The 19,020-nt window shown below is 62.6% G+C and carries 11 protein-coding genes; all 11 read right to left on the bottom strand.

The features are described from left to right. Positions 1-2: 2 nt before the first annotated feature. The 11 genes from H163_RS0117690 to H163_RS0117640 all read right to left on the bottom strand — a co-directional run bounded on the left by H163_RS0117690 (position 3) and on the right by H163_RS0117640 (position 19,001). The gene (locus H163_RS0117690) at positions 3-3,767 is read right to left on the bottom strand and encodes a hypothetical protein (protein ID WP_019965950.1); all 3,765 of its coding nucleotides are present in this window, start codon (positions 3,765-3,767) and stop codon (positions 3-5) included. Positions 3,768-3,771: 4 nt separating this feature from the next. Then, positions 3,772-4,599 (bottom strand): hypothetical protein, encoded by an 828-nt coding sequence (locus tag H163_RS0117685; RefSeq protein ID WP_019965949.1) that lies wholly within the window; start codon positions 4,597-4,599, stop codon positions 3,772-3,774. 42 nt (positions 4,600-4,641) lie between these two features. Then, positions 4,642-6,153, bottom strand: coding sequence for a hypothetical protein (locus H163_RS0117680; protein WP_019965948.1), 1,512 nt, complete (start codon positions 6,151-6,153; stop codon positions 4,642-4,644). A gap of 37 nt (positions 6,154-6,190) precedes the next feature. Then, the gene (locus H163_RS0117675; protein WP_019965947.1) at positions 6,191-10,528 is read right to left on the bottom strand and encodes a DUF6603 domain-containing protein; all 4,338 of its coding nucleotides are present in this window, start codon (positions 10,526-10,528) and stop codon (positions 6,191-6,193) included. 18 nt (positions 10,529-10,546) lie between these two features. Next, positions 10,547-12,013, bottom strand: coding sequence for a ComEC/Rec2 family competence protein (locus H163_RS23125; protein WP_040679159.1), 1,467 nt, complete (start codon positions 12,011-12,013; stop codon positions 10,547-10,549). Positions 12,014-12,218: 205 nt separating this feature from the next. Further along, positions 12,219-13,265 (bottom strand): hypothetical protein, encoded by a 1,047-nt coding sequence (locus tag H163_RS0117665; RefSeq protein ID WP_019965945.1) that lies wholly within the window; start codon positions 13,263-13,265, stop codon positions 12,219-12,221. Between the two features lie 591 nt (positions 13,266-13,856). Beyond that, the gene (locus tag H163_RS0117660) at positions 13,857-14,855 is read right to left on the bottom strand and encodes a Gfo/Idh/MocA family protein (protein ID WP_019965944.1); all 999 of its coding nucleotides are present in this window, start codon (positions 14,853-14,855) and stop codon (positions 13,857-13,859) included. Then, a complete protein-coding gene (locus H163_RS0117655) occupies positions 14,855-15,742 on the bottom strand; it encodes a sugar phosphate isomerase/epimerase family protein (RefSeq protein WP_019965943.1) in 888 nt (295 codons plus the stop codon). The genes H163_RS0117660 and H163_RS0117655 overlap by 1 nt, the downstream gene beginning before the upstream one ends. A 26-nt stretch (positions 15,743-15,768) precedes the next feature. Continuing rightward, on the bottom strand, positions 15,769-16,602 hold the full coding sequence (locus H163_RS0117650; RefSeq protein ID WP_019965942.1) for a carbohydrate ABC transporter permease: 834 nt from the start codon (positions 16,600-16,602) through the stop codon (positions 15,769-15,771). Then, positions 16,602-17,528 (bottom strand): carbohydrate ABC transporter permease, encoded by a 927-nt coding sequence (locus H163_RS0117645; RefSeq protein ID WP_019965941.1) that lies wholly within the window; start codon positions 17,526-17,528, stop codon positions 16,602-16,604. The genes H163_RS0117650 and H163_RS0117645 overlap by 1 nt, the downstream gene beginning before the upstream one ends. A gap of 246 nt (positions 17,529-17,774) precedes the next feature. After that, positions 17,775-19,001 (bottom strand): ABC transporter substrate-binding protein, encoded by a 1,227-nt coding sequence (locus H163_RS0117640; protein ID WP_019965940.1) that lies wholly within the window; start codon positions 18,999-19,001, stop codon positions 17,775-17,777. Between the last annotated feature and the right edge of the window lie 19 nt (positions 19,002-19,020).

The raw sequence follows: 19,020 nt of genomic DNA, 5'->3' as shown, positions 1-19,020 counted from the left end.
CCTCACTTCTTGCGGAAACGCCGGGGGCTTGCGCCGCTGCGCGTGTCCGGCGCGTGTTCGAGTTTGAGCCAGCCTTCCTGGATCTGCTGCGGCAGCAATGAGACGTCGTCACCGCCGGCTACCGGCGTCACGCTCCACTGGCCCGCACCTGCGATCTGCGTGACCCAGTTCCACACGTATCCGCTCTCGGGCGGCACCGGGATTTGCGGCTCGCCGGTCAGAAGCACCGGTGTGGTGAGGAAGGTCACAGCGATCCGGGCCAGATCGTTGGAGATCATCGAGGACGGGATGGCGAGTTCGGTGAGCGGCAGCAGGCCCGTGCGTGCATGGACCGGTGCATTCGGATCAATCAGCATCGCGACGGTTACGGGTGTGCTCGCAGCCGATGTGACGAGGGTGATCTGGTCCGGCGCAGGCGGCTTGACGCCGTGGCTGTTCCCCGGGTCTGCCGCTTCCGTGTAGAAAGTCTGGTAGGACGTCCCGCTGCCGTCATCGATGAAGTAGCCGGTCAGCCCGTCGTCAATGTCGTCGAATGCACCGAGCACGACAGGGATTTCGACGGCCGTTGCGCCGCCATCGTCCCGCTGCAGCGGATCAGATGCTCCGGTTGCGGCGGCGAAGCTTGCAAGGCTCTGGTTCATGGCCGGCAGGCCGAGCAGCTGAAGGTCCAGCGAGGCGCGCGTCAGGGCGAGAGGCCGGCCGATCAGGATCGAAAGGCTGTCGAAGGGCTGGTTCTGGCCGGGGGCAATGAAGCCCAGGCTCTTGTCGATGGCCTTCAGCATTTCTCCCAGATAGGCAACCGGGTCGGCGGCGGAGGACATGCCCAGGGCGAAGGCGCGCAGATGCGGATTTGCTTCGGCGAAGACTTCCTCGATGGGCTTTGCGAAAGTCGCCTGATTGCCGGGGGCGCCTTGCCAGAAGGGGCCGAGCAGGTTGAACGAGCCGAGGGCCGTCCCGCTTTCGTCATAGATCATCAGGGCCTGGTCGAGCCGGTTGAACAGCACCCAGCCAAAGACGGGTGTCGTTGCCGGATGGCTGTTCATCTCCACCGCATCATTGTCCGCCGACAGCCAGTTGAAGAGGAGCCGCGAGGGCTGCGTGATCCGGAGCGGCAGGTTGATCAGTTCTTCGCTTTCGGCGGGAGGGATCAGGTTCTCAGCCCGCACGATGGCTGGAGCGGCAAGGTCCAGTGGCTGTCCGAATGTGTCGATGATGCGCACCCGGGTCACACGGAACCCGCCATTGCGCAGTGGCGAGAAGGTGTTGTTGCCAAGCGGGCTGTCGGTGTTGAAACCAGCGGCAGCCTCTTTCACCGTGACATTGGTGAAATTGGCAAAGAACACGCCCTTGAGAATCCCCAGCGGATCGGAAACGCCCATTTGCAGGATGCGGGCCAGCATGAGGAAGGACTGGTTGAAACCGCTGAGCGCCTGCGCCTGCATCGCCGGATGAAGGTTGTCGAGAATCTCGCGCAGCTCGGCGTCGATGTCTGAATCGGGGAAATTGGTGAGATAGGCCTCGATCTGCTGGCGAATGTTGATTTCCGTGTTGCCGGTCAGAACGATCGTGCCCTCATAGGTCCGGCTGTTGCTCTTGTCAGCCGGAATGCTGCCGTTGAACTGCAGATCAAGCTCGTCCGGCCCGAAGGTGTAATTCGCGGTCAGAAAGCCGGGCGGGTATGGGGGAAGGGCATTGGGAAAATGCTCCACCTCCCACTGCAGGATGATTGGCAGCCATGGCCGCGACCAGGGTTTGAAGGCGAGCGGGCTCGGCGGGGTGCCGGTGAAATGCAGTGAGGGCTCTGGCGCCGTTCCGTAGAGAGCGGCTTGTGCGGCCTGAATCTGTGCGGTGAAACTGGAGAAATCGGCAAGCGCCGGATTGCCCGCCCCTCCGAGCTTCGCGAATGCAGCTGCGGCAACGGGGGCCTGCACGGGATCTGCGAGGAAGGCTTCACCGGTCAGGGCGGTCATGGCCTCCGCAACCGGCAATCCGGCCGGAAGAGCAAGGGCAGGCAGCGATGCGGCATTGATCATGAACTGTGACTGGCCGCTGGTGGCGGTGAGGGAACTCAGGACCGTGGTGGCCACACGGCAAACCATGTTGCCCGCCGGATCGCGGGCTTCGGCGGGTGCTGCCCTGTATGCCGGACGCACCTCTTCGCCTGAGAAGAGCAGGGCCGGATCCGTCGGGGCATAGAACCTTGCGCCGTCCGTCGTTGTCAGGCTGTAACGCGGGTCGAGAATGTCCAGAAGGGCGGTCTGAGCAGTCAACACAGACTGTCTGGCGGTCTGCAGATCCGACAGCAGGGTGTTCAGGCTGCCGGTTTCGGCTGTGATGAACTGGCGCGCCTGATCTGCCGTGACCGGATACCCGCCGGGCGGGGGCGGGGAATACTGGATCTGCATGTAGCGCACCCAGTCGGCGAAGATGCGGGCCCTCAGACTGTCGCAGTTGCGCTCAAGCTCATCGGCCTGCGCCTGTGCAAGATTGAGAGCGTTGAGTGCATCGCCCGTCTCCGGCGGCAATTCGGCCAGACTGGGAGCGCCCTCGGCGGAACCTAGATCTGCGCCCGTTGCTGCCTCGATGGTCCAGACCGTGCCCTGGCTGGCTGAGGCAAAGCCGTTCTTGTGCAGGGCATCCTCGACATCGCGCAGGCCTCCCGGCAGTTCGATCCGTGTCAGCAGGCCAAGCTGAAGTGCATTGAGGATCAGTTCGACATTCTGCAGCCCTGCGAAGTCCGGCTGTGCCGCAATCAGTGCCGACAGGGCTTCCGGGGTGGTGTTGCCGATCGCAACCTCGATGCCTGCTGGGCCGGGCTGGCGCGGCGTGATGTAGTGGGTGGTCTTGTCCCAGGCGATGTCGGTCAGCAGAGAGGTGTAAACGGTCCGGCCGGGCACCGCTGCAAGGCCGTCTGCCGGGAAGCTCCAGCCATAAGCTGCTGCGATTGCTGCGATCTTTTCGGCCAGCGTGGCCCCGGCAGGATAGGAAATCCGGGTGAGCGGGTCGTCCTTGGCATCCGCATGCCAGCCAGCCAGAAGATAGGATACGCGCGTGCTCGCAGGCGGGTAGGCGGCGGGGTCAAGATCCGCCAGCGTGTCCCAGAAGCCGAAAACATTCGGGCAAAGCTGGTAGGTTGCGGCATAGATCGCCTCGCCATAGCCGAGCGCCGTCAGGTCCGCGCGCTGGGCGGACGGGTCTTCTGCCCAGCCGTCGAGCGCAAACACCCGGCCCAGTGTCTTCCAGGATTTGTTGGGCTGCACATTCGGATTGGGCTCGATCGGAACGGCCAAGCTTGCCGCATTCTGTACTGGATCGGTAGGCTGCAGCGGGGTTTCTCCGTCCCACAGCCGGTCGCTTTCGAGGATCCAGGCCTTCAGGCTGGTCTCGGGAGTTTGCGGTACGGCCGTGTTTGTCGCGATGCGAAGCACGAGCCAGCGGTTTGGTGCGGCCTGGAAACTGATCGACCCTGCCGTGTTCTGCGTCCCGTGCGTGAGGGTCTCCGGCAGTGCCCAGTGCAGGTGGATGCCTGTGTCGAGCGGATCGGAGGCCTTCTGGAACGCGCCGGGCAGGACCTGGGTGCTGAGATAGGGGCCAGAGTTGCGGGCGGTGCCGTCCGCAGCATAAGGCAGCAGCGAGAAATCCGGGGCCAGCCGCGAGAAGTCTTTTGTGCCATAGGGCTGTGTTGCTGATCCGTTGACGTCCGTCTCGCCGACGCACAGCGCGGCAAGATCAACCGGGACAACGAGCGTGTCGGAAAGGGCTGCCATTGGCTCACTCGTCCTCCTTCGGTGCCGTCTGGAACGTGACTTCCTGCGTTCCTTCAACAAGTTGCAGTGCGAACTCGGCGGAGGTGAAGGGAAGTTTGCTGCCATCGGCGGAGTTGTCGGCATCGCGGGCGTAAAGAGCGGCGGAAAGATCCGACGCGAGCCTGGCGATCTGGATTGTGCGATGGGTTGCGTCCCTGTAGACGGGGGTCACGCTGGCGCCGTCAATCTGGTCACCGGGGCGCGTGCCCTCAGGCGCTGTCTTTGGAACGGTGACATAGCGCAAGGGCTTGCCACCCTGAATGCCGATGCCGAAATGCAGGCCAATTGCCGGCTCACGCAGGATCACCTTGTCCAACTGGCCTTCAACCACATAAAGCAGGATCGAGTCCGTGACCCGCTCCATGCGGATCACGTTCGTCAGTTCCTGATTGCTGGCATCAAAGGCCACGATCTCGAGTTTCGGCCACCCGGCGACAACCTGACTGCGCAGGAGGAAGCCCGATGCTGTATCAGGTGCCGTTTCGCCTGCCGCCGCAGCTTTGTCTGCAGCTGCGTGAAGTCTGGGCATGGTAACCGTGTGCAGGGTGTCATCCAGCGCGCTTGATTGCCCGATGCTGCAGGCGCCCTCGACCAGCGCGAAGAGCCAGTTGAAATCGACATTGAAGAAGCGGATGGACTCGTTGGGAAGCATCCGTCCGTTCGCCACGAGATAGCGGAACGGAACTCCCTGCAGCTGCTTCAGCCGCCCGAGCCAGTCCGTCACGGTTGCGGCTGGATCGTTGCCGTCGAGGGCCGCCTTCAGGCTGGACTGGTCCTGAAGAAAGGATGTCATCCGCAGGCGTCCGCCGCCACGTGCGCTCAGTCGAACCATGGCTTAATCCTCCCTATCTGCCGGCCCGTCACGGCCGCCACCGCTGCCAAGGCCCGGGGCGAGAAACTGCTTGAGCCGGGTGCGGATGAAATCGGCGGCGGCATGGTGAAGCTCGTTGCCGTCAGCCCGGGTGGCCCGCATCTGCGTGAGGGCAAGGGTTCCGCCGAAGGCTTCCTCCAGGACCTGCCGCTCGAAAGTCTCGAACACCTTCCGGGTGTTGCCGGTTTTCCACCGGACGAGAGCATCCGAGAAACCCTTGTCCTGCAGGGCTAGAAGACGGCCGATTTCCCAGGCGGCCGCGTAGCTCACGTCCATCATCCCTGTGTCCGGATCGTACCGCACGGCCTCGTCCGCCGTGCGGATCGGAGTGGCACTGTCCGTGCCGCCGGGAACCGGCACAGTGATCGTGCCGGAGACTTCGAAGGGGACGAACGGGCCGCGGTACCACGACACCGTGCGGCTGCCCTGACGGGTGTGATGGTTGGCTGGCGTGTAGCCGAGATTGAGCGCATTTGCGGCATAGCGGCCGGCTTCCGAGGTATCTTCGGCGCCGTTCTTGATGGCAAAGACGCGCAGTCCATCCTCGGCATCAAGGTTCATCAACAGGCCCGTGAAGGTCTGCTGCGGATCGACCGAGCGGTAGCTCCAGCTGAAAAGGCTTACGAGGCGGATGGTTTTGGCCGGCGTCCCATCCGGCAGCAGGATGTTTGCGGGCGTGTAGCTGTCGCCTTGCGGGAGCAGGCTTGCCATGCCTTCGAGCGAAACCAGATGCACGGTCACACGGCTGTTCGGATCGGGCAGCCGGTTGCCGGTGACAACGGAGGTCTCGATGCTGGTTTGTCCGCTGGCAAGGCCTGCTGCCCGCAGCGGCGCCGTGCTGCTCACCGTGCGGCTGTGGGCCAGCCAGGGCATGTCGGCAAGCCCCGGTGCAACGGCGTTGAACAGGTCCACGGGCACATCAATCACCCGGCACGGGTCCCAGGGAAACTGGCCGTATTCCAGTGTCAGTCCCGGATAGGATACGGCGTCAGCAGGAAGCGTGCTTGCGGCCGGAGCCTCGCCCTGCGCATGCGGGAAAGGCGCAGGCGTCAGGTCTCCCGTCATGACCTCGCTCACCCTTGGCGGGGGATCATTTTCGTCGAAGACAAGCAGGGCAAGCCAGCTTGAGTCCTGTGCGTCTCCGAGGGAGCGCTGCCAGGGCAGGCTTTGCAGGTTGAAGACGGCATGCGGCAGCACCGTCGCATATTCCCCCTGGCTGCCGGCGGGAGGAAACGAGCTGTCGATTGCCGTGCTGTCTAAGGAGAAACGCGCCCCCGCGACCTGGAACCGCCGCGTATGTGTATAGGTTTCGTCGAACTGCGCATCCGGCCGCGCATTGGCATCCGTGTTCCGCACGCGCTGGGCGACGGTGATCTCATAAAGTCCATCCTCCAGCGCGGGCCGGTGGCTCTGGATGAACGTGATTGTGCCCGTGACCGGCTCGGGATCCTTGGCTGCCTTCGGTTTCGTGCTCATGTTTGGTGCCCGTCCCTGTAAGCTGGCTCTGCCGTTGTCATGCCGCACGCTCCTCGCCGAGGTAGGAGAGAACCGGAGGGCTCAGCAGCACGATGTCTGCCTCGGCCGCCAGCACGCTGACATCGACCTGATCGTAGACACCCAGATCGAGCCCCGGCCCGTTCAGGACCGAGAGGATCGCGGTGCGCTTTGCCGCAGAGGACAGCAGCGTGGTCTGGAAGGTCTCCATGGCCTTGCTCTGGTCGAACGGATCGGTCTGCGGGATGTCCGGCGTCAGCCAGGCAAAGGTGACCGTGCCCTCGTTGTCCTGCTGCAGGATGGTGATATCGATCGGCAGCGGCGTGTGGTCCGGGACAGCCGGATTGGCCTTGATGCTGTAACCGACGCTGAGGCCGGAGATGTTCGCCGGTGTTGAGTTGATCTGGCTGATCGACGGATTGACGATGGTCTTTCCGCCCCAGGTGGCGGATGGAAGGTTGGAGGTTGCAAGCGTCACCACTGCCGTCGTTTCGATGTCGAAGTCAGGGTCTGCGGTGCCGTTGACAATCCGGTTGACCGTGATCGCATGGGATGAGCTGAAGTCGTCAATCGCAACGCCCACAGGGCCGACGCCGAAGCCGGACTGTCCCACTGGCAGTGGCACCGTCCTGGTGGCAGCGGTGGTCAGGCTGGCCGTTTTGCTGGGCAGGGCCGTCATGGTGACGATTTCAAGCGCCTCGCCCGAGACGATCCAGTCGGGAACGGAGGGATCAGACTTATGGTCCGTCAGATCCTTGATGAGCCCTGACGCAACGGAGGAGAGGCAATAGGCGTCTGTCGTCACAGTGCTGCGCAGCGCCAGGCCTTGGGCATGGGGAGCATCGCCCTGCGGCAGGAACGAGGTCTTGAAATCCGTCCAGCTGATCGGCTGCGGTGCCGGCTTGTTCCGGTTGCCGATCGAGACGGTGAAGGTGATCACCGACAGGTCGACATAGATCGAGCCGCCAAAGGGAGGCCCCCAAAGGTTGAGCTCCACGCCGATATGGACGGAGATCGTGACCGAGGTGAACAGGAGATCCAGCTTGTAGGAGGCGCCGATGCTGAGGCCGATGCTGGCCTCATAGTGGAACGGCTTCCAGGACAGCAGGAAGTCGGCATGGGCTGTGAACCAGGCCTTGAGGTCGCCGCTCTGCCAGACGGCTTCCAGTGCGCCGCCAGCCATAAGCGCGGAGGGCGTGAGCGCAAAATAGATGCCGCCCTGGATTGTCGTGTTGCCATCGACCTTCCAGTTGAAACCGAGGCGCGGGACTTGCGGAAAATAGGCAGGCCGGGTGAAGGCCGGATTGTATCCGCCCAGCGTGACCACAAAGTCTCCTGCGTGGTAGCCGTTCGCGTCTCCGGCAGGATTGTCCTTGAACCACATGTAATAGGCGAACCCGCCCGTCAGCACGCAGCTCTTGTCGAGGATGAACGAGGCCGGGGTCAGCTTCGCCTCGATCTCCAGAATGCCGGTGGCCGGGGAGAAGCTTGCGCGCAGCGCCATCTCCACATAGCCGATCGGCTGGATTCCCGTTCCGGCTTTCGGGGGCAGGCTTGCGGTCGTCAGGCCGAGCAGGGCGAACTTGAAGTCGGTGCCAAACGCGACCGTGACCAGTGCGAAGGAATCCAGGATCTTGAACGAGGAGAACTTGATACCGGCGGCAATCCAGTACTGCCCGACCCTCGGGGGGATGTCACTTGCAAGGTCCCCGATGACTTGCTGAACCTGTGATCCGATGTCGCCGGCCGGATTGGCGCCCGGCGGGTTCTTCCCGGTGGCCCAGGCCACCAGAGGAAATCCTGCAACGCCGTCGATGTCCGGCAGCAGCAGGTCGCGGTTGAAGCCAAGGCCCCCGGCAATCCCGTCTAGGAAGAAGAACGGGTAGCCGAACAGCGGCCGGTTGACCGAGACATACATGAAGAACGACGGATCAGAGCCAAGCTGCGCATAGCCGCCAAGTGCGCCGAGCGTCAGCGACGGCACCGACACCTGCAGGGCACCGTTGAAATTGAGCGGGTCGATCGTGCCGTAGAGGCCGCCGCTGACATTGACCGGGCCTTGCGCTACGGTGATGGTGAGGCCGGAAAGTGTCACGGCCGGATCGAAGGAATCCACCTTGGAGCCGATACCAAGGCCGAGCAGCCCGATGCTGAGAACCTCCGCATTGAGCGAGATGTCACCCGTCACGAACAGGCGCTGGTTCTGATAGCTTAGCCCGAGCTTGCGGATGCCGAGCGGGCCGAACTGCTTCTGGATGTTGACCGACAGGCTGGCGGGCGGGGTTGCTGCATCTGCAGCCGCTCCGGGTTGGTTGTACGCCTGATCATCTGCCAGGCTCTCCTTGCTGGAGCCTCCGGTCGGGATCTGCAGCTCAAGGCTTTTCACCGTGTCGCCGAGCTGCAGGTTCGAGGACACAAGAATGCCCTCGGAAAGACCGTCTCCGGGCAGCGGTATGATGCCTTTCGGCAACAGCGCATTGACGGCAGCTGCCTGGGTCTTGTCGAAGCCGGGCTTGGCATAGGCGAACTGGAGCTGGTCAAACTCGACCGTCAGATCGGCCGGAAGCTTGCCGCCGATGAGCGGGATATCGGTGAGACTGATGCTCGCGCCAAGCTCCAGACCGAAGAGGAAGTGGTTTGTGGGCTGGGACTGGCCTGCGTCCTTCGCCTTGAGATAGGCGAATTTGACCGCATCCAGGGTGATCTCGATGTCTTCCGGGACAAATCCGGCAAGCTGCTGCGATACGTCAGCCACAAGGTCATGCAGGCGCACGGAGCCGCTGCTGCGCTGGTAATCGGCGATGAAGATGCTTTGGCCGGTGTCAGTTGTGTTGAACCGGATCTCGAATGTGTTGCCGGCAAAGACGACGGCGCCGCCGAAGGTGGCGCTATATCCGCGCGCTGTCGCCACGGCTTCGGGCCCCATGCGAAGCGCCTCGGGCGAGTTGGGATGCACGATATCGACACTGAAGGTGACCTCGACGGGCGTGTCGTAAACTGTGAAATCGCCAATGCAGAGAAAATGGAAGTCGCCCGTCTGCGTGTTGTAGCTGGTGGAAAGTGTCTTCAGCACCAGGGTGCGGACCGGCTCCGGGATCTGGTCGGGCGACAGGCCGAACTCGCGGCCCCAGTAGGTGATGATCTTGCCGATCGGGACTTCGGTGGCGCTGCCGGAGAGCGTCAGTCCTCCGCCCTTGCCATCATAGACAGCCCCCAGGAACAGCGCGGTGGCTTCGTCGATGACGATGGTGCCATGGAAATCTCCCGACACTGTTGCTGTGGGCGTGGCCGATACGCCGACACTTGCGGTGAGGTCCTGCAGCTTGAGATCGCTGCCTGCGTCGATCTGGGCGACAAAATCGAACGAGTACTGGCTCTGCGACAGATTGGCGAGCAGCGACAGCTTGTCGATTTCGACCTCTGGAAACCCCGCCGGAAGCGTGACGTTGAAATGGGCGAAAACGTCCGCGATTGAGACGGTCTTGTCCTGTTGCAGGCGTCCCCAGACAAAGAAATTGCTTGGCGCAAAATGCGCGCCGATGTCGAAGGGCACACCCGCAAGGTCAAATTTTGCCTGAAGCTCGACATAGCTGCGGGCGCTGTCGAGAAAATCGACCATGAACTTGAGGGTGACCCCGCCTGCGGGAACATCGATGATGCCGAGCGCCGACCAGGCATCCGTATAGGCGATGTCCATATACACATAGGACAGTTTCGCGCCCGTGGGGTTGAAGGAGATCTCCAGCTCGGTCATCCCGAATTCGGCAAGCGTGTCGAGCGGGCTGGGCAGGTAGTCGGACAGGACGAGGCCGCCTGCCAGGGCAGAAAAGGCGTCAACGGAAAGAGGCTGCGCCGTGAAGGTTCCGCTCACAACCCAGTCGAGATCTGGATAGGGCGGTACCGTAACGGCAGTCGGCAGCGTCAGCGTGTTGCCTGTGCCGATCACGATGTCGCAGGCCATTCCCGCAGTCAGGACTGCCACATCCGCCGCCGGCTGGAAGGACATGGAGGGGGTGGAGAGAACGAAGCCTGTCAGCAGTTCCCACTGTGTCCCGGCAGCGGTTGTGGTTGTGATGGCGAGCGAGAAGGGGCCGTCCGGCTTGCTCGCGTCCACGGGCTGGAACACCAGCTGCGTGGCCAGCCCGGTCAGTCCGAAGAGGGACGCTGTGCCGGTCACCGTGACGGACTGTGGGCCGGACGTGCATGTCTCCACCGTGACAGTGGTGGCAAGGGCCAGCGCTTCATAGCTTGCGACCATGGCCGGCGACACATCGGCAGGGCCGATGGTCAGGCTGTCGCCGGGCTTGAGACCCTGTGCCACGGCGGCAAGGGCGTCATAGGTGGTGATCGCTGCCATGGCCTCGCGCGCCTCCGTCTACTGGAGTGTCTTTGGAAAGACGTGGAAGGGACAGTTTGCGACGCCGCAGGCCGGAGGCACCACGTTGTTCGCCATCATGATGTTGCCGCGCCCAGCCACGCCCGAGTTCGGTCCCGTTTCGGCCGTCGAGGCGACATTGAGGAAATTGCCCCAGCCTGCGACCGGATAGGCTGCGACGGCGGCAGGGTTCGGATGGCCATAGCAATGCACGCCGCCCGGAACACCGCCATTGACCCCGTATGAATAGGCAAGGCGGCCCTGATTTGCGGCATAGGGCGCCGGAATCGGCGGGGCGGCCAGCGGTGCTGGCGGCGGGACCAGGTTTGTCGCGGAACCATGGTGGGTTGCCGTCATCCAGCGCAATCCGCCAAAAGCGCCAAGGCCCGGTATCGACTGGAAGGCGGCATCACCCGGCAGCAGCATGTCGCGGTTGTTGGGAATGTCGAGATGCACGATCACGGCAAGCCCGGTGTTGTTCACGTCACCAGGTGCAACGCCAGCGCCTGGCACACACTGGATGATGTTGACATAGCCGCCGGGCAGCACGCCGAGACCGGCAGGGAATATGTGCACCTGACCATTCGGCGAACCGTTGATTCCCAAGATGATGGCCGCAAGAGCGGGGCTGGCCACCTGCGGCGGGAAGATCCAGTCCCGGTTGCGCAAGGCGGCCGCATTGGCCGACATGCCAAGCATCGAATAGTGATCCCAATGGAAGTGCGTCAGGATGCCGGGAGGATTGTTGGCGAGACACGGGCCGGGATTGATGATCTCGACATTGCCGAGTGCATTGGCTGGCGGCATGCTGGGGATGTTCGGGAACAACGGCAGGCCCGCATCTACATAGATCTGCGGTGTGCCGTTGGCATCGTAGATCAGGTTGCAGGATGCCTGCCCGGTGTCCATCACGCCGACTTCACGCGGCTGCATGGCCATCAGCATCTTGATGATTTTTGCAAGGTCGATCCGGGCTATCGGTTTGTAGCGCCGCCGCAGCCGGGAGAGCTTCGGGCCAAACAGTTTGCGCCCCGTTGCTTTCAGCGGGATCACGGTTGTGCCAAACACCGGGCGGGCCCGTTTGGCCGAAATGCCGCCCTTGCTGGGAAGCGTCAGGATGTACCAGTCACCTTCGGCGATTTCGCCAGCCGTTGTGCCGAGCGCTTCGGCCACCTCGTCAAGGGGAGCGTCATCGAAGACGAGCAGTGTGACCGGCGCGGGCGGTGGCAGGTCACGCACGCTGTCCCCCAGGTTCATCACGGCTGCCTCGATCCACTCGAATGGCACGAGTTCAAGTTGGACCGACTGGAGGACGGGGCCCCCCTCCTTGTATTGCACCTGTTCGATCTCGGACAGATAGCCGTAATAGGTCTCGCTGGGAGAATCGTCCTCGTTGAACTCGGTGCCCTGCTTGCGCACGTCATCCATCGTTGCCAGAAGCGGTGCCGGGATCGCTGAAACTGCCAAGACTCTCTCCCTGAGGTTCGCGCCCGGAGAACCGGGTATGGCAGAAGGGGGATGCTCTGTTCAGGGCAGTGCGATCAGACGAACTGCTCCGTATTCCGGTTCAAGGCGGCGGCGGTTCTGTACTGGCCGGAGCCACTGCCGGGACTGCTTATCTTTGCGGCCGGAAAGCCTCCGGCCGCGGATCGGGAAGGCTGCGTCAGGAGCCTTACGGAAGCTTCGTCATGTCGCTTCCTACGGGGATCAGATAGTTCACCGGCATGTCACCCAATGCCGTCAGCATGCGCCCGTTGTCTGCGACATGGACGTGGTTGGGGAACACATCGACAGCCGGGCGGGCATAGGCGGCAAAGACCTGACTTCCCGGGGTGCTCGTCAGGATGGACGCGCTCATCGACACCGAGAAGTTTCCGTCAACGGGCGGATTGCCATTGGCGTAGTAGGAGTAGCTGATCGGTGACGTCCAGCCTGCAGGCACCTGATATGTCACCGTGAAACCGAGCTGGGTCGGCTTGGTGATGGTGGTGGGCGGCAGGTTGATGTAGGTGCCGTCCGGCAGCGGGGTTCCGCAAGAGAACGAGACCTGCGAACCCACAGGGCAGCTTACGCAGGTGATGGCGAACTGGATGGTCGCAGCCGTGGTGGATGGCGGATAGACCGTCGAGTTGGTGAAGGTCGGTGCACCGGCCGAGGTAAACTGCACGTTGTGCCATCCGGTGCCGCCTGTCTTGCCGATCCAGGCCGCCAGGTCGTTCATCGAGGTAACCGCGTTGGGCGGCTTCTGGCTCTCGAACGGATATTCGGGCGTCGAGATGAAGCCGACAAGGCAGGTGTGTTCGCTGATGTTGGTGGGCACCCAGACGAATGGATCGGTTGTGACACCGATCGCGTTGGGCGCGACGGAACCCATGTCGCTTGTGGCGGAGCCGCGCGACGTCAGGATAGAATTATTGAGCCACTGTACGGGGTAGAGAAACAGAGACTGCGGCGCATAGAAGACGCGGGCTGTGCCGGTCTGGGCTGCCGCATTGAGGTTCTTGCCGCGCAGATAGACGTAATTGGTGGCGTTCTGCACGACCGGCTGCGTCGGGTCCGTCCCGTAGCTCGCAGCGGTGCTGAACACTGCCTGCGGATTCTGGGTTGGCTGTGTGCCGGCCATGATGATGTCTGGGCTTGCCGTCCAGCCGCCAGTCCGGGGCATGAGGCCCTGGTCCTGAAGATTCTGGCGCAAGAGAATGCCGTCGTACTGGGTCATCGACTGCCTCCCGAGCTTTGTGAAGCTGTGCCTGGATAGATTGAACTTTCCGGAGCGGCCGTCGTTTTCGCAACCGCAAGTTAAGCTACCGCAGGGGTATACATCTGGCAACCGGAATCTCTCGCAATAGTTTTTTATTAAAGATTGATCAGCCTATGATTGAAATCAGGGTGTTGCGTGCAAGTCGTGCCGCCTGCAGCATTTTGGGCGTAAGCCGGATTTTCCGAAGTCTTGTCAGAGGGGGGCGCAACTGCAGATTTTTCTTGCGGGCAAGCGGAGCGGGTGCCTGCTTTTCGCAAACGGCTGCTGACTTTTGCCGCAGCTGACAGTCACAGCAGTGCCCGTGTTTGTGGCATCAACACGGGCAGGATCTGCGTTGTATGGTTCTGTTGCCGATCGACGGCGGGGCAGGCAGGCGTCATGGGTGGTCCTTGGCACGATCAACGTCGCGGCCGTTCATCGTGCCACTGCCATTTCCCCGCCCGTCCTTAGACCCAGGCTTTCGATGCTGACGCATCACGCCTTGAAATTGCTCGGGCGCCGCACGGGCTTGACCAATTCTTGATGAGTCAAGCTCATCGAGAATTGTTTTTATCCCTCGATCAGCGCAATCATCGTCTCCAGCCGCTTCATCGCCAGCCAGCCGTCATGGATCTGCGGAGCATTGTTGCTCTCGCCGCGCATGGTGGCAGCCACGTCGAGGAGGAGGGCGTGGTAGCCCTTGTAGTCCTCGTTGGCGGCGGCGGTGAAGTTGGGCGACCAGGTGAGGCTGTCGCAGCCCGGGTCAAGGCTTGCCTGCGGGTCATCCACCTTGAAGGGCGGGTTGCGGTGCCAGGTGACGTTGATGACGTTCTCCACCTCGATGCGGTTGTGGTCGCCCATGATCTGGACGAACTCCATCGGCGTGCCGCGTGACTGGACCGTGCCCATGATAATGTTGCCGATGACGCCGTTTTCGCACTCGAAGTTCATGTGCAGCAGCATCTTGCCCTTGTCCGGCACGTTCTTGCGCAGGCGCACGTCGGCAAACTCGGAACCGGCAAACCAGGTGATCAGGTCCATGTAGTGGACACAGTGATGCAGGTAGAAGCCGGTGTAATCCACCTCTCCGGCGAAATAGGTCGGCGCGGTCATGTAGCTGCCGTGAATGCCGAGCACCGGACCGAAGGCGCCGCCATCGAGGATGTTCTTCGCAACCTTGTTGCCGGCCGAATAGCGCTTCATGAAGCCGACGGTGACGGGCACACGGGCCGTTTCTGAGGCCTTGACCAGTTCCAGCGCCTGCGCCGCCGTTGCCGCAGGCGGCTTTTCCATGAAGACGGGCAACCCACGCTTCAGGGCGGAGAGCGTTGCCCGGTAATGGATATCCGGCCCCACCGCCATGCCAACGGCATCAATGCCGCCTGCTGCGATCATCTCTTCAAAGTCCGTATGGACGGACGACGCGCCGAATTGCCGGGCGGCATTGCGTGCTGCGGCCTCGTCCCTATCGCAGACGGCGGTGATTTCGAAGCCGCTGCGGGCAAGTTGTGGCAGCAGCATCCAGGTTGCGTGGCGGCCACAGCCGATCCAGCCGATCTTGATCGTCATCAGTGATTGACCTCCGCAAATGTCAGGGCCGAGCGGATCAGGCCAAGGCCCGCCCGCAGCTTTTCGTCTTCATCCTCATGCGGTGCGCGCCAGTGGGCGATGGGCAGGGCCACCCGGTCATCCTCGCGGCGGAAGGGTTCCAGCGACACCGGCCCTTCGTAGCTGATCGCGTGGAGTGCGCGGGCAATGGCCGTCCAGTCCATGTTGCCGGTGCCGGGAAAGCCGCGATGGTTTTCGTTGGCCTGGAAATGCACCAGCCGGTTTCCGGCAGCGCGGATGGCATCGGGGATGGAGCGCTCTTCCATGTTCATGTGGAACGTGTCCAGCATCACGCCGAGGCCGGGGCTGGCAACTGCATCACAGACCTCGATGGCCTGCGCGGTGGTGCAGATGATGTCGGTCTCGAAGCGGTTCAACGGCTCCAGTCCGAACACCTTGCCAGCTTCTGCCGCCTGCCTTGCAGCAACGGCAAGGCCCTCGATGGTGCGGGCTGCGCGTGCGGCGATCTGGTCTGCGCTCCAGGGGAAGGGCGGCCGGCCGGCAAAGACCAGCGGCTCGCCATAGAGAGGCCCGCCGATGATCGTGGCGCCAATGCGCTCTGCCGCCGTAAGGCAATAGGCAAGGTAGTCCTGTCCGCCCTTGCGTGCGCCTGCATCCTCGCTGGCGATGGAGCGCTGCAGGTTGACGCGGGCGGCCAGCACGATGCCAAGGCCTTCGCCCTCGCAGATGCGGCGCACTTCGTCCGGGTCGAGATCATCCTCCGGCTCCGGCACCAGCAACTCGATGAAATCGAAGCCGAGTGCGCGGGTCTTCTTCAGGAAGGGCAGGGCGGCGTTGGTGAAGGGCCGCGTAAATTGCATCGAGATGATGCCGATGGGGTTTTTCACGGAATAGGTCCTCGTCTTGGATGGGATCAGCCCTTCACGGCGCCTTGCGTCAGGCCGCCCACCAGCCGCCGCTGCACGATCAGGAAAAGGAGGGTTGCGGGCATGGCGCCGACGATGCCGCCGGCAGTCAGAAGCCCCCATTGCACCTGATATTCGCCGATCATGCTCTGCACGGCGACGGTGATGGGGCGCACGCTCTGGCCGCCGAGTGTGAGGGCGTAGAGATATTCGTTCCATGCGGTGATGAAGATGTAGATGCCCGTGGCGATGATGCCGGGGGTGCAGAGCGGCAGCACCACCCTTGTCATGGCTTGCAGGCGCGAACATCCATCGGTCATCGCGGCTTCATCCAGCGAGCGGGGAATGCCGTTGATGTAGCTCGTCATCATCCAGACCGAGAAGGGAATGGCGATGGTCGAGTTGGCGATGATCAGGGCAAAATGCGTGTCCAGAAGCCCGAGCTGACGCATCAGCACGAAGAGCGGCAGGATCAGCAGCACCAGCGGGAACATGTTGATCAGCAGGAACTGCAGCAGCAGCACCCGCTTGAAGCGGAAGTCGAAGCGCGAAAAGCTGTAGGCGGCGGAGACCGACAGGGCGAGGCCCACCACCACCGTGCCCGAGGCGATGATGAAACTGTCGAGCATGTTGCGGGCAAAGCCCACATTGGCAAACAGGCGCTCATAGTTATTCATCACCAGATCGGCCAATGAGGGCCCGCGGGTGAAGAGCTGGTCTTCTGCTGTCAGGGATGTCAGCGCCATCCAGAGATAGGGACCGAGCGTGAAGGCGAGGATCGCCAGCATCGGCAGGTCCACCGTCAGGATGCGGGCGAGGGTTGTCTTGCGTCCGAGGGCCATCACTGCACCGCCTTTGCCGAACGTTTCAGATAAAGCACCACCACGCCCAGAAGCAGCAGGGTGAAGGTCATGGCCAAGGCCGAGCCGTAGCCGAAGTCGAGGTTTGTCCGCGCCTCGAGGAAGGCATAGAGCGGCAGGGTGTAGGTGGAATAGCCCGGCCCGCCGCCGGTCATGACGAAGATCACGTCCATCGAGTTGGCGACCCAGATGGTGCGCAGCAGGATGGCGGTGAACAGCACGCCCGAAATGCCCGGCAGAGTGATGTGCCAGAACTGGCGCAAGGCAGACGCGCCGTCGATGGAGGCCGCTTCATAATAGCTTTTGGGGATCGACTGGAGACCTGCGAGGATCATCACCGCGAAGAAGGGAAAGCCCTGCCAGGTGAGCGTCAGGATGATTGCGTAAAGCGCAGTATCCGGATTGGCGAGCCAGGGGATCGAGGTTTCCAGAATGCCGATGCGCAGCAGAAGGTCATTGAGGATGCCGTAGTTGGAATCGTAGATCCACGACCACATCAGCGCGATGACCACCGAGGGCAGCGCCCAGGGAATGATGATCAGCGCGCGGGCGAGCGGCCGCCAGGGAAAGCTCTGGTTCAGCAGCAGCGCCGTTGCCAGCCCCAGCAGGGCCTGTGCCGGAACCGTGAGCGCAATCCACAGCACCGTGTGGCGCAGCGAGATCCAGAATATCTCGTCCTGCAGGATCGCCAGATAGTGTGTAAGCCCGGCCCATTCGAAGCTTCGGGGCCGGAACAGAACATAGTGATGCAGGCTCATCCAGGCGGTCTGCACCATCGGAAAGAAGACGATGGCGAGGGTAACCAGAACAGCCGGGGACAGCAGGGCCAGCGGCAGCACCTGCCGTGACAGGGCCGCCCGCCGTGATGTCTGGATATCCCCGCCGCAGGGCAGTGTGGTGCTGGACATGGTCTGGCTCTTCAGGGTTTCCGTGGTGAGAGTTTGTTCCGGATCGCCAGGTTGGGCCCCAACTCCTCTCCCCCCTTGAGGGGGAGATGCCCCCGGCAGGGGGTAGAGGGGGGTAGCTGACTGCCCGTTATGAGAGAGTTTCCGCCGTTTTGAAGCGCTGACACCCCCCTCTGTCTGCTGGCGCAGACATCTCCCCCTCAAGGGGGGAGAGGAATGCTGCGGCTATTGGAGAGGGTCTCCGCCCCGTCACTGTCCTTCGAACAGCTTGGCGATGGCTGCGTTCATGTCCGCTGCGGTGATCTGGCCGAGCAGCGCGCGCTGCATGTTGGCCGGCCACACCGTGTTGACGAATTCCGGCGTGTTGGATGAGGCCGGCAGCAGATGGGCGAAGGGAAGTGAGTCCTTCGTTGCCTCAACGAAGCGCGCCTCATGGCCGTTCCAGCTGGCGGTATCGGTCTTGGTTACGGGAAGCTGGCCCGTCGCGGTGTTGAAAAGGGCATTGTTGCCTTCGGTGGAGAGGAACGACACCCACTTCCATGCGGCCTCCTTGTCGGTGGCCGAGGAGAGCACGCCGGTTGATTCATCGCCGAAGGTGGTCCAGCGGCCGCCACCGCATTCGGGCACCGGCACGGCACTGACCTTGTCGCCAAGGGCGGCCACCAGATCGCGGGAAGAGCCAACATGGTGGATGGTCATGGCGGTCACGCCGGTCTTGAAGGCGCCGATGATTTCCTGGAAGCCGTCATTCGGGGCTGAGGGCGGGAACACCTTGTCCTTCTGGAACAGGTCCACGACAAACTGGGTGCCTGCCACGCCAGCCTCGGAGTTGAGGCTTGCATCGAGCGCCACACCGGTGCGGCCAAGGGTGAAGGCGCCCCAATGTTCATGCCCGGACTTGCCGCCCCGGAAGCCGAAGCCGTAGGTGTCGATCTTGCCATCGCCATTGGTGTCGCGGGTCAGCTTTATGGCCGCATCGCGCAGTTCTTCGCAGGTCTTGGGCGGGGTCAGTCCCAGCTCGGCGAACATGTCGGCGCGGTAATAGAGATAGAGCGCCACATATTGCACCGGCAGATAATAATGCTTGCCGTCCTGCGCCTTGGTCAGGTCGAACAGGTTGTCGAGAATGTTGTCCTTGCCGTCCCAGCTGTTGATCTGCTCATCCAGCGGCTCCAGTGCTTCCATTTCCAGAAGTCGGGGCAAGGCGAACATCTTCAGCATCGCCGCGTCCGGGGCATTGCCGCCGGCAATCGCGGTGTAGAGATTGTCGTAATAGCTGTTCCAGGGAATGTTGCGGGCATCGATCTTGATGTCCGGGTTTGCTGCCTCGAACTTCTTCACCAGATCCGACATCGGGTTCTCCGGGTTGTCGAAGTGGTACCAGAAGCGCACGGTGCTTGCAGCTTCTGCCTGACCGGCAAGCAAAGCAGTGCCGAGGCCGGCCACGAGGGCCAGCGTGCTGATCATGGTCTTCATGTGCTATTCTCCTCCCAAA

It is taken from the genome of Pannonibacter phragmitetus DSM 14782, from assembly GCF_000382365.1.
GTDB classification, from domain to species: domain Bacteria; phylum Pseudomonadota; class Alphaproteobacteria; order Rhizobiales; family Stappiaceae; genus Pannonibacter; species Pannonibacter phragmitetus.
Note: the sequence above shows the minus strand (reverse complement) of the source record. Positions and strands in the feature narration are given on the sequence as shown.

Bases quoted from the DNA above. Each gene is read 5' to 3' on its own strand.
- H163_RS0117645 (WP_019965941.1), bottom strand. From the start codon at position 17,528: ATGTCCAGCACCACACTGCCCTGCGGCGGGGATATCCAGACATCACGG.
- H163_RS0117640 (WP_019965940.1), bottom strand. From the start codon at position 19,001: ATGAAGACCATGATCAGCACGCTGGCCCTCGTGGCCGGCCTCGGCACT.
- H163_RS0117650 (WP_019965942.1), bottom strand. From the start codon at position 16,602: ATGGCCCTCGGACGCAAGACAACCCTCGCCCGCATCCTGACGGTGGAC.
- H163_RS0117680 (WP_019965948.1), bottom strand. From the start codon at position 6,153: ATGAGCACGAAACCGAAGGCAGCCAAGGATCCCGAGCCGGTCACGGGC.
- H163_RS0117675 (WP_019965947.1), bottom strand. From the start codon at position 10,528: ATGGCAGCGATCACCACCTATGACGCCCTTGCCGCCGTGGCACAGGGT.
- H163_RS0117690 (WP_019965950.1), bottom strand. From the start codon at position 3,767: ATGGCAGCCCTTTCCGACACGCTCGTTGTCCCGGTTGATCTTGCCGCG.
- H163_RS0117685 (WP_019965949.1), bottom strand. From the start codon at position 4,599: ATGACATCCTTTCTTCAGGACCAGTCCAGCCTGAAGGCGGCCCTCGAC.
- H163_RS0117665 (WP_019965945.1), bottom strand. From the start codon at position 13,265: ATGACCCAGTACGACGGCATTCTCTTGCGCCAGAATCTTCAGGACCAG.
- H163_RS0117660 (WP_019965944.1), bottom strand. From the start codon at position 14,855: ATGACGATCAAGATCGGCTGGATCGGCTGTGGCCGCCACGCAACCTGG.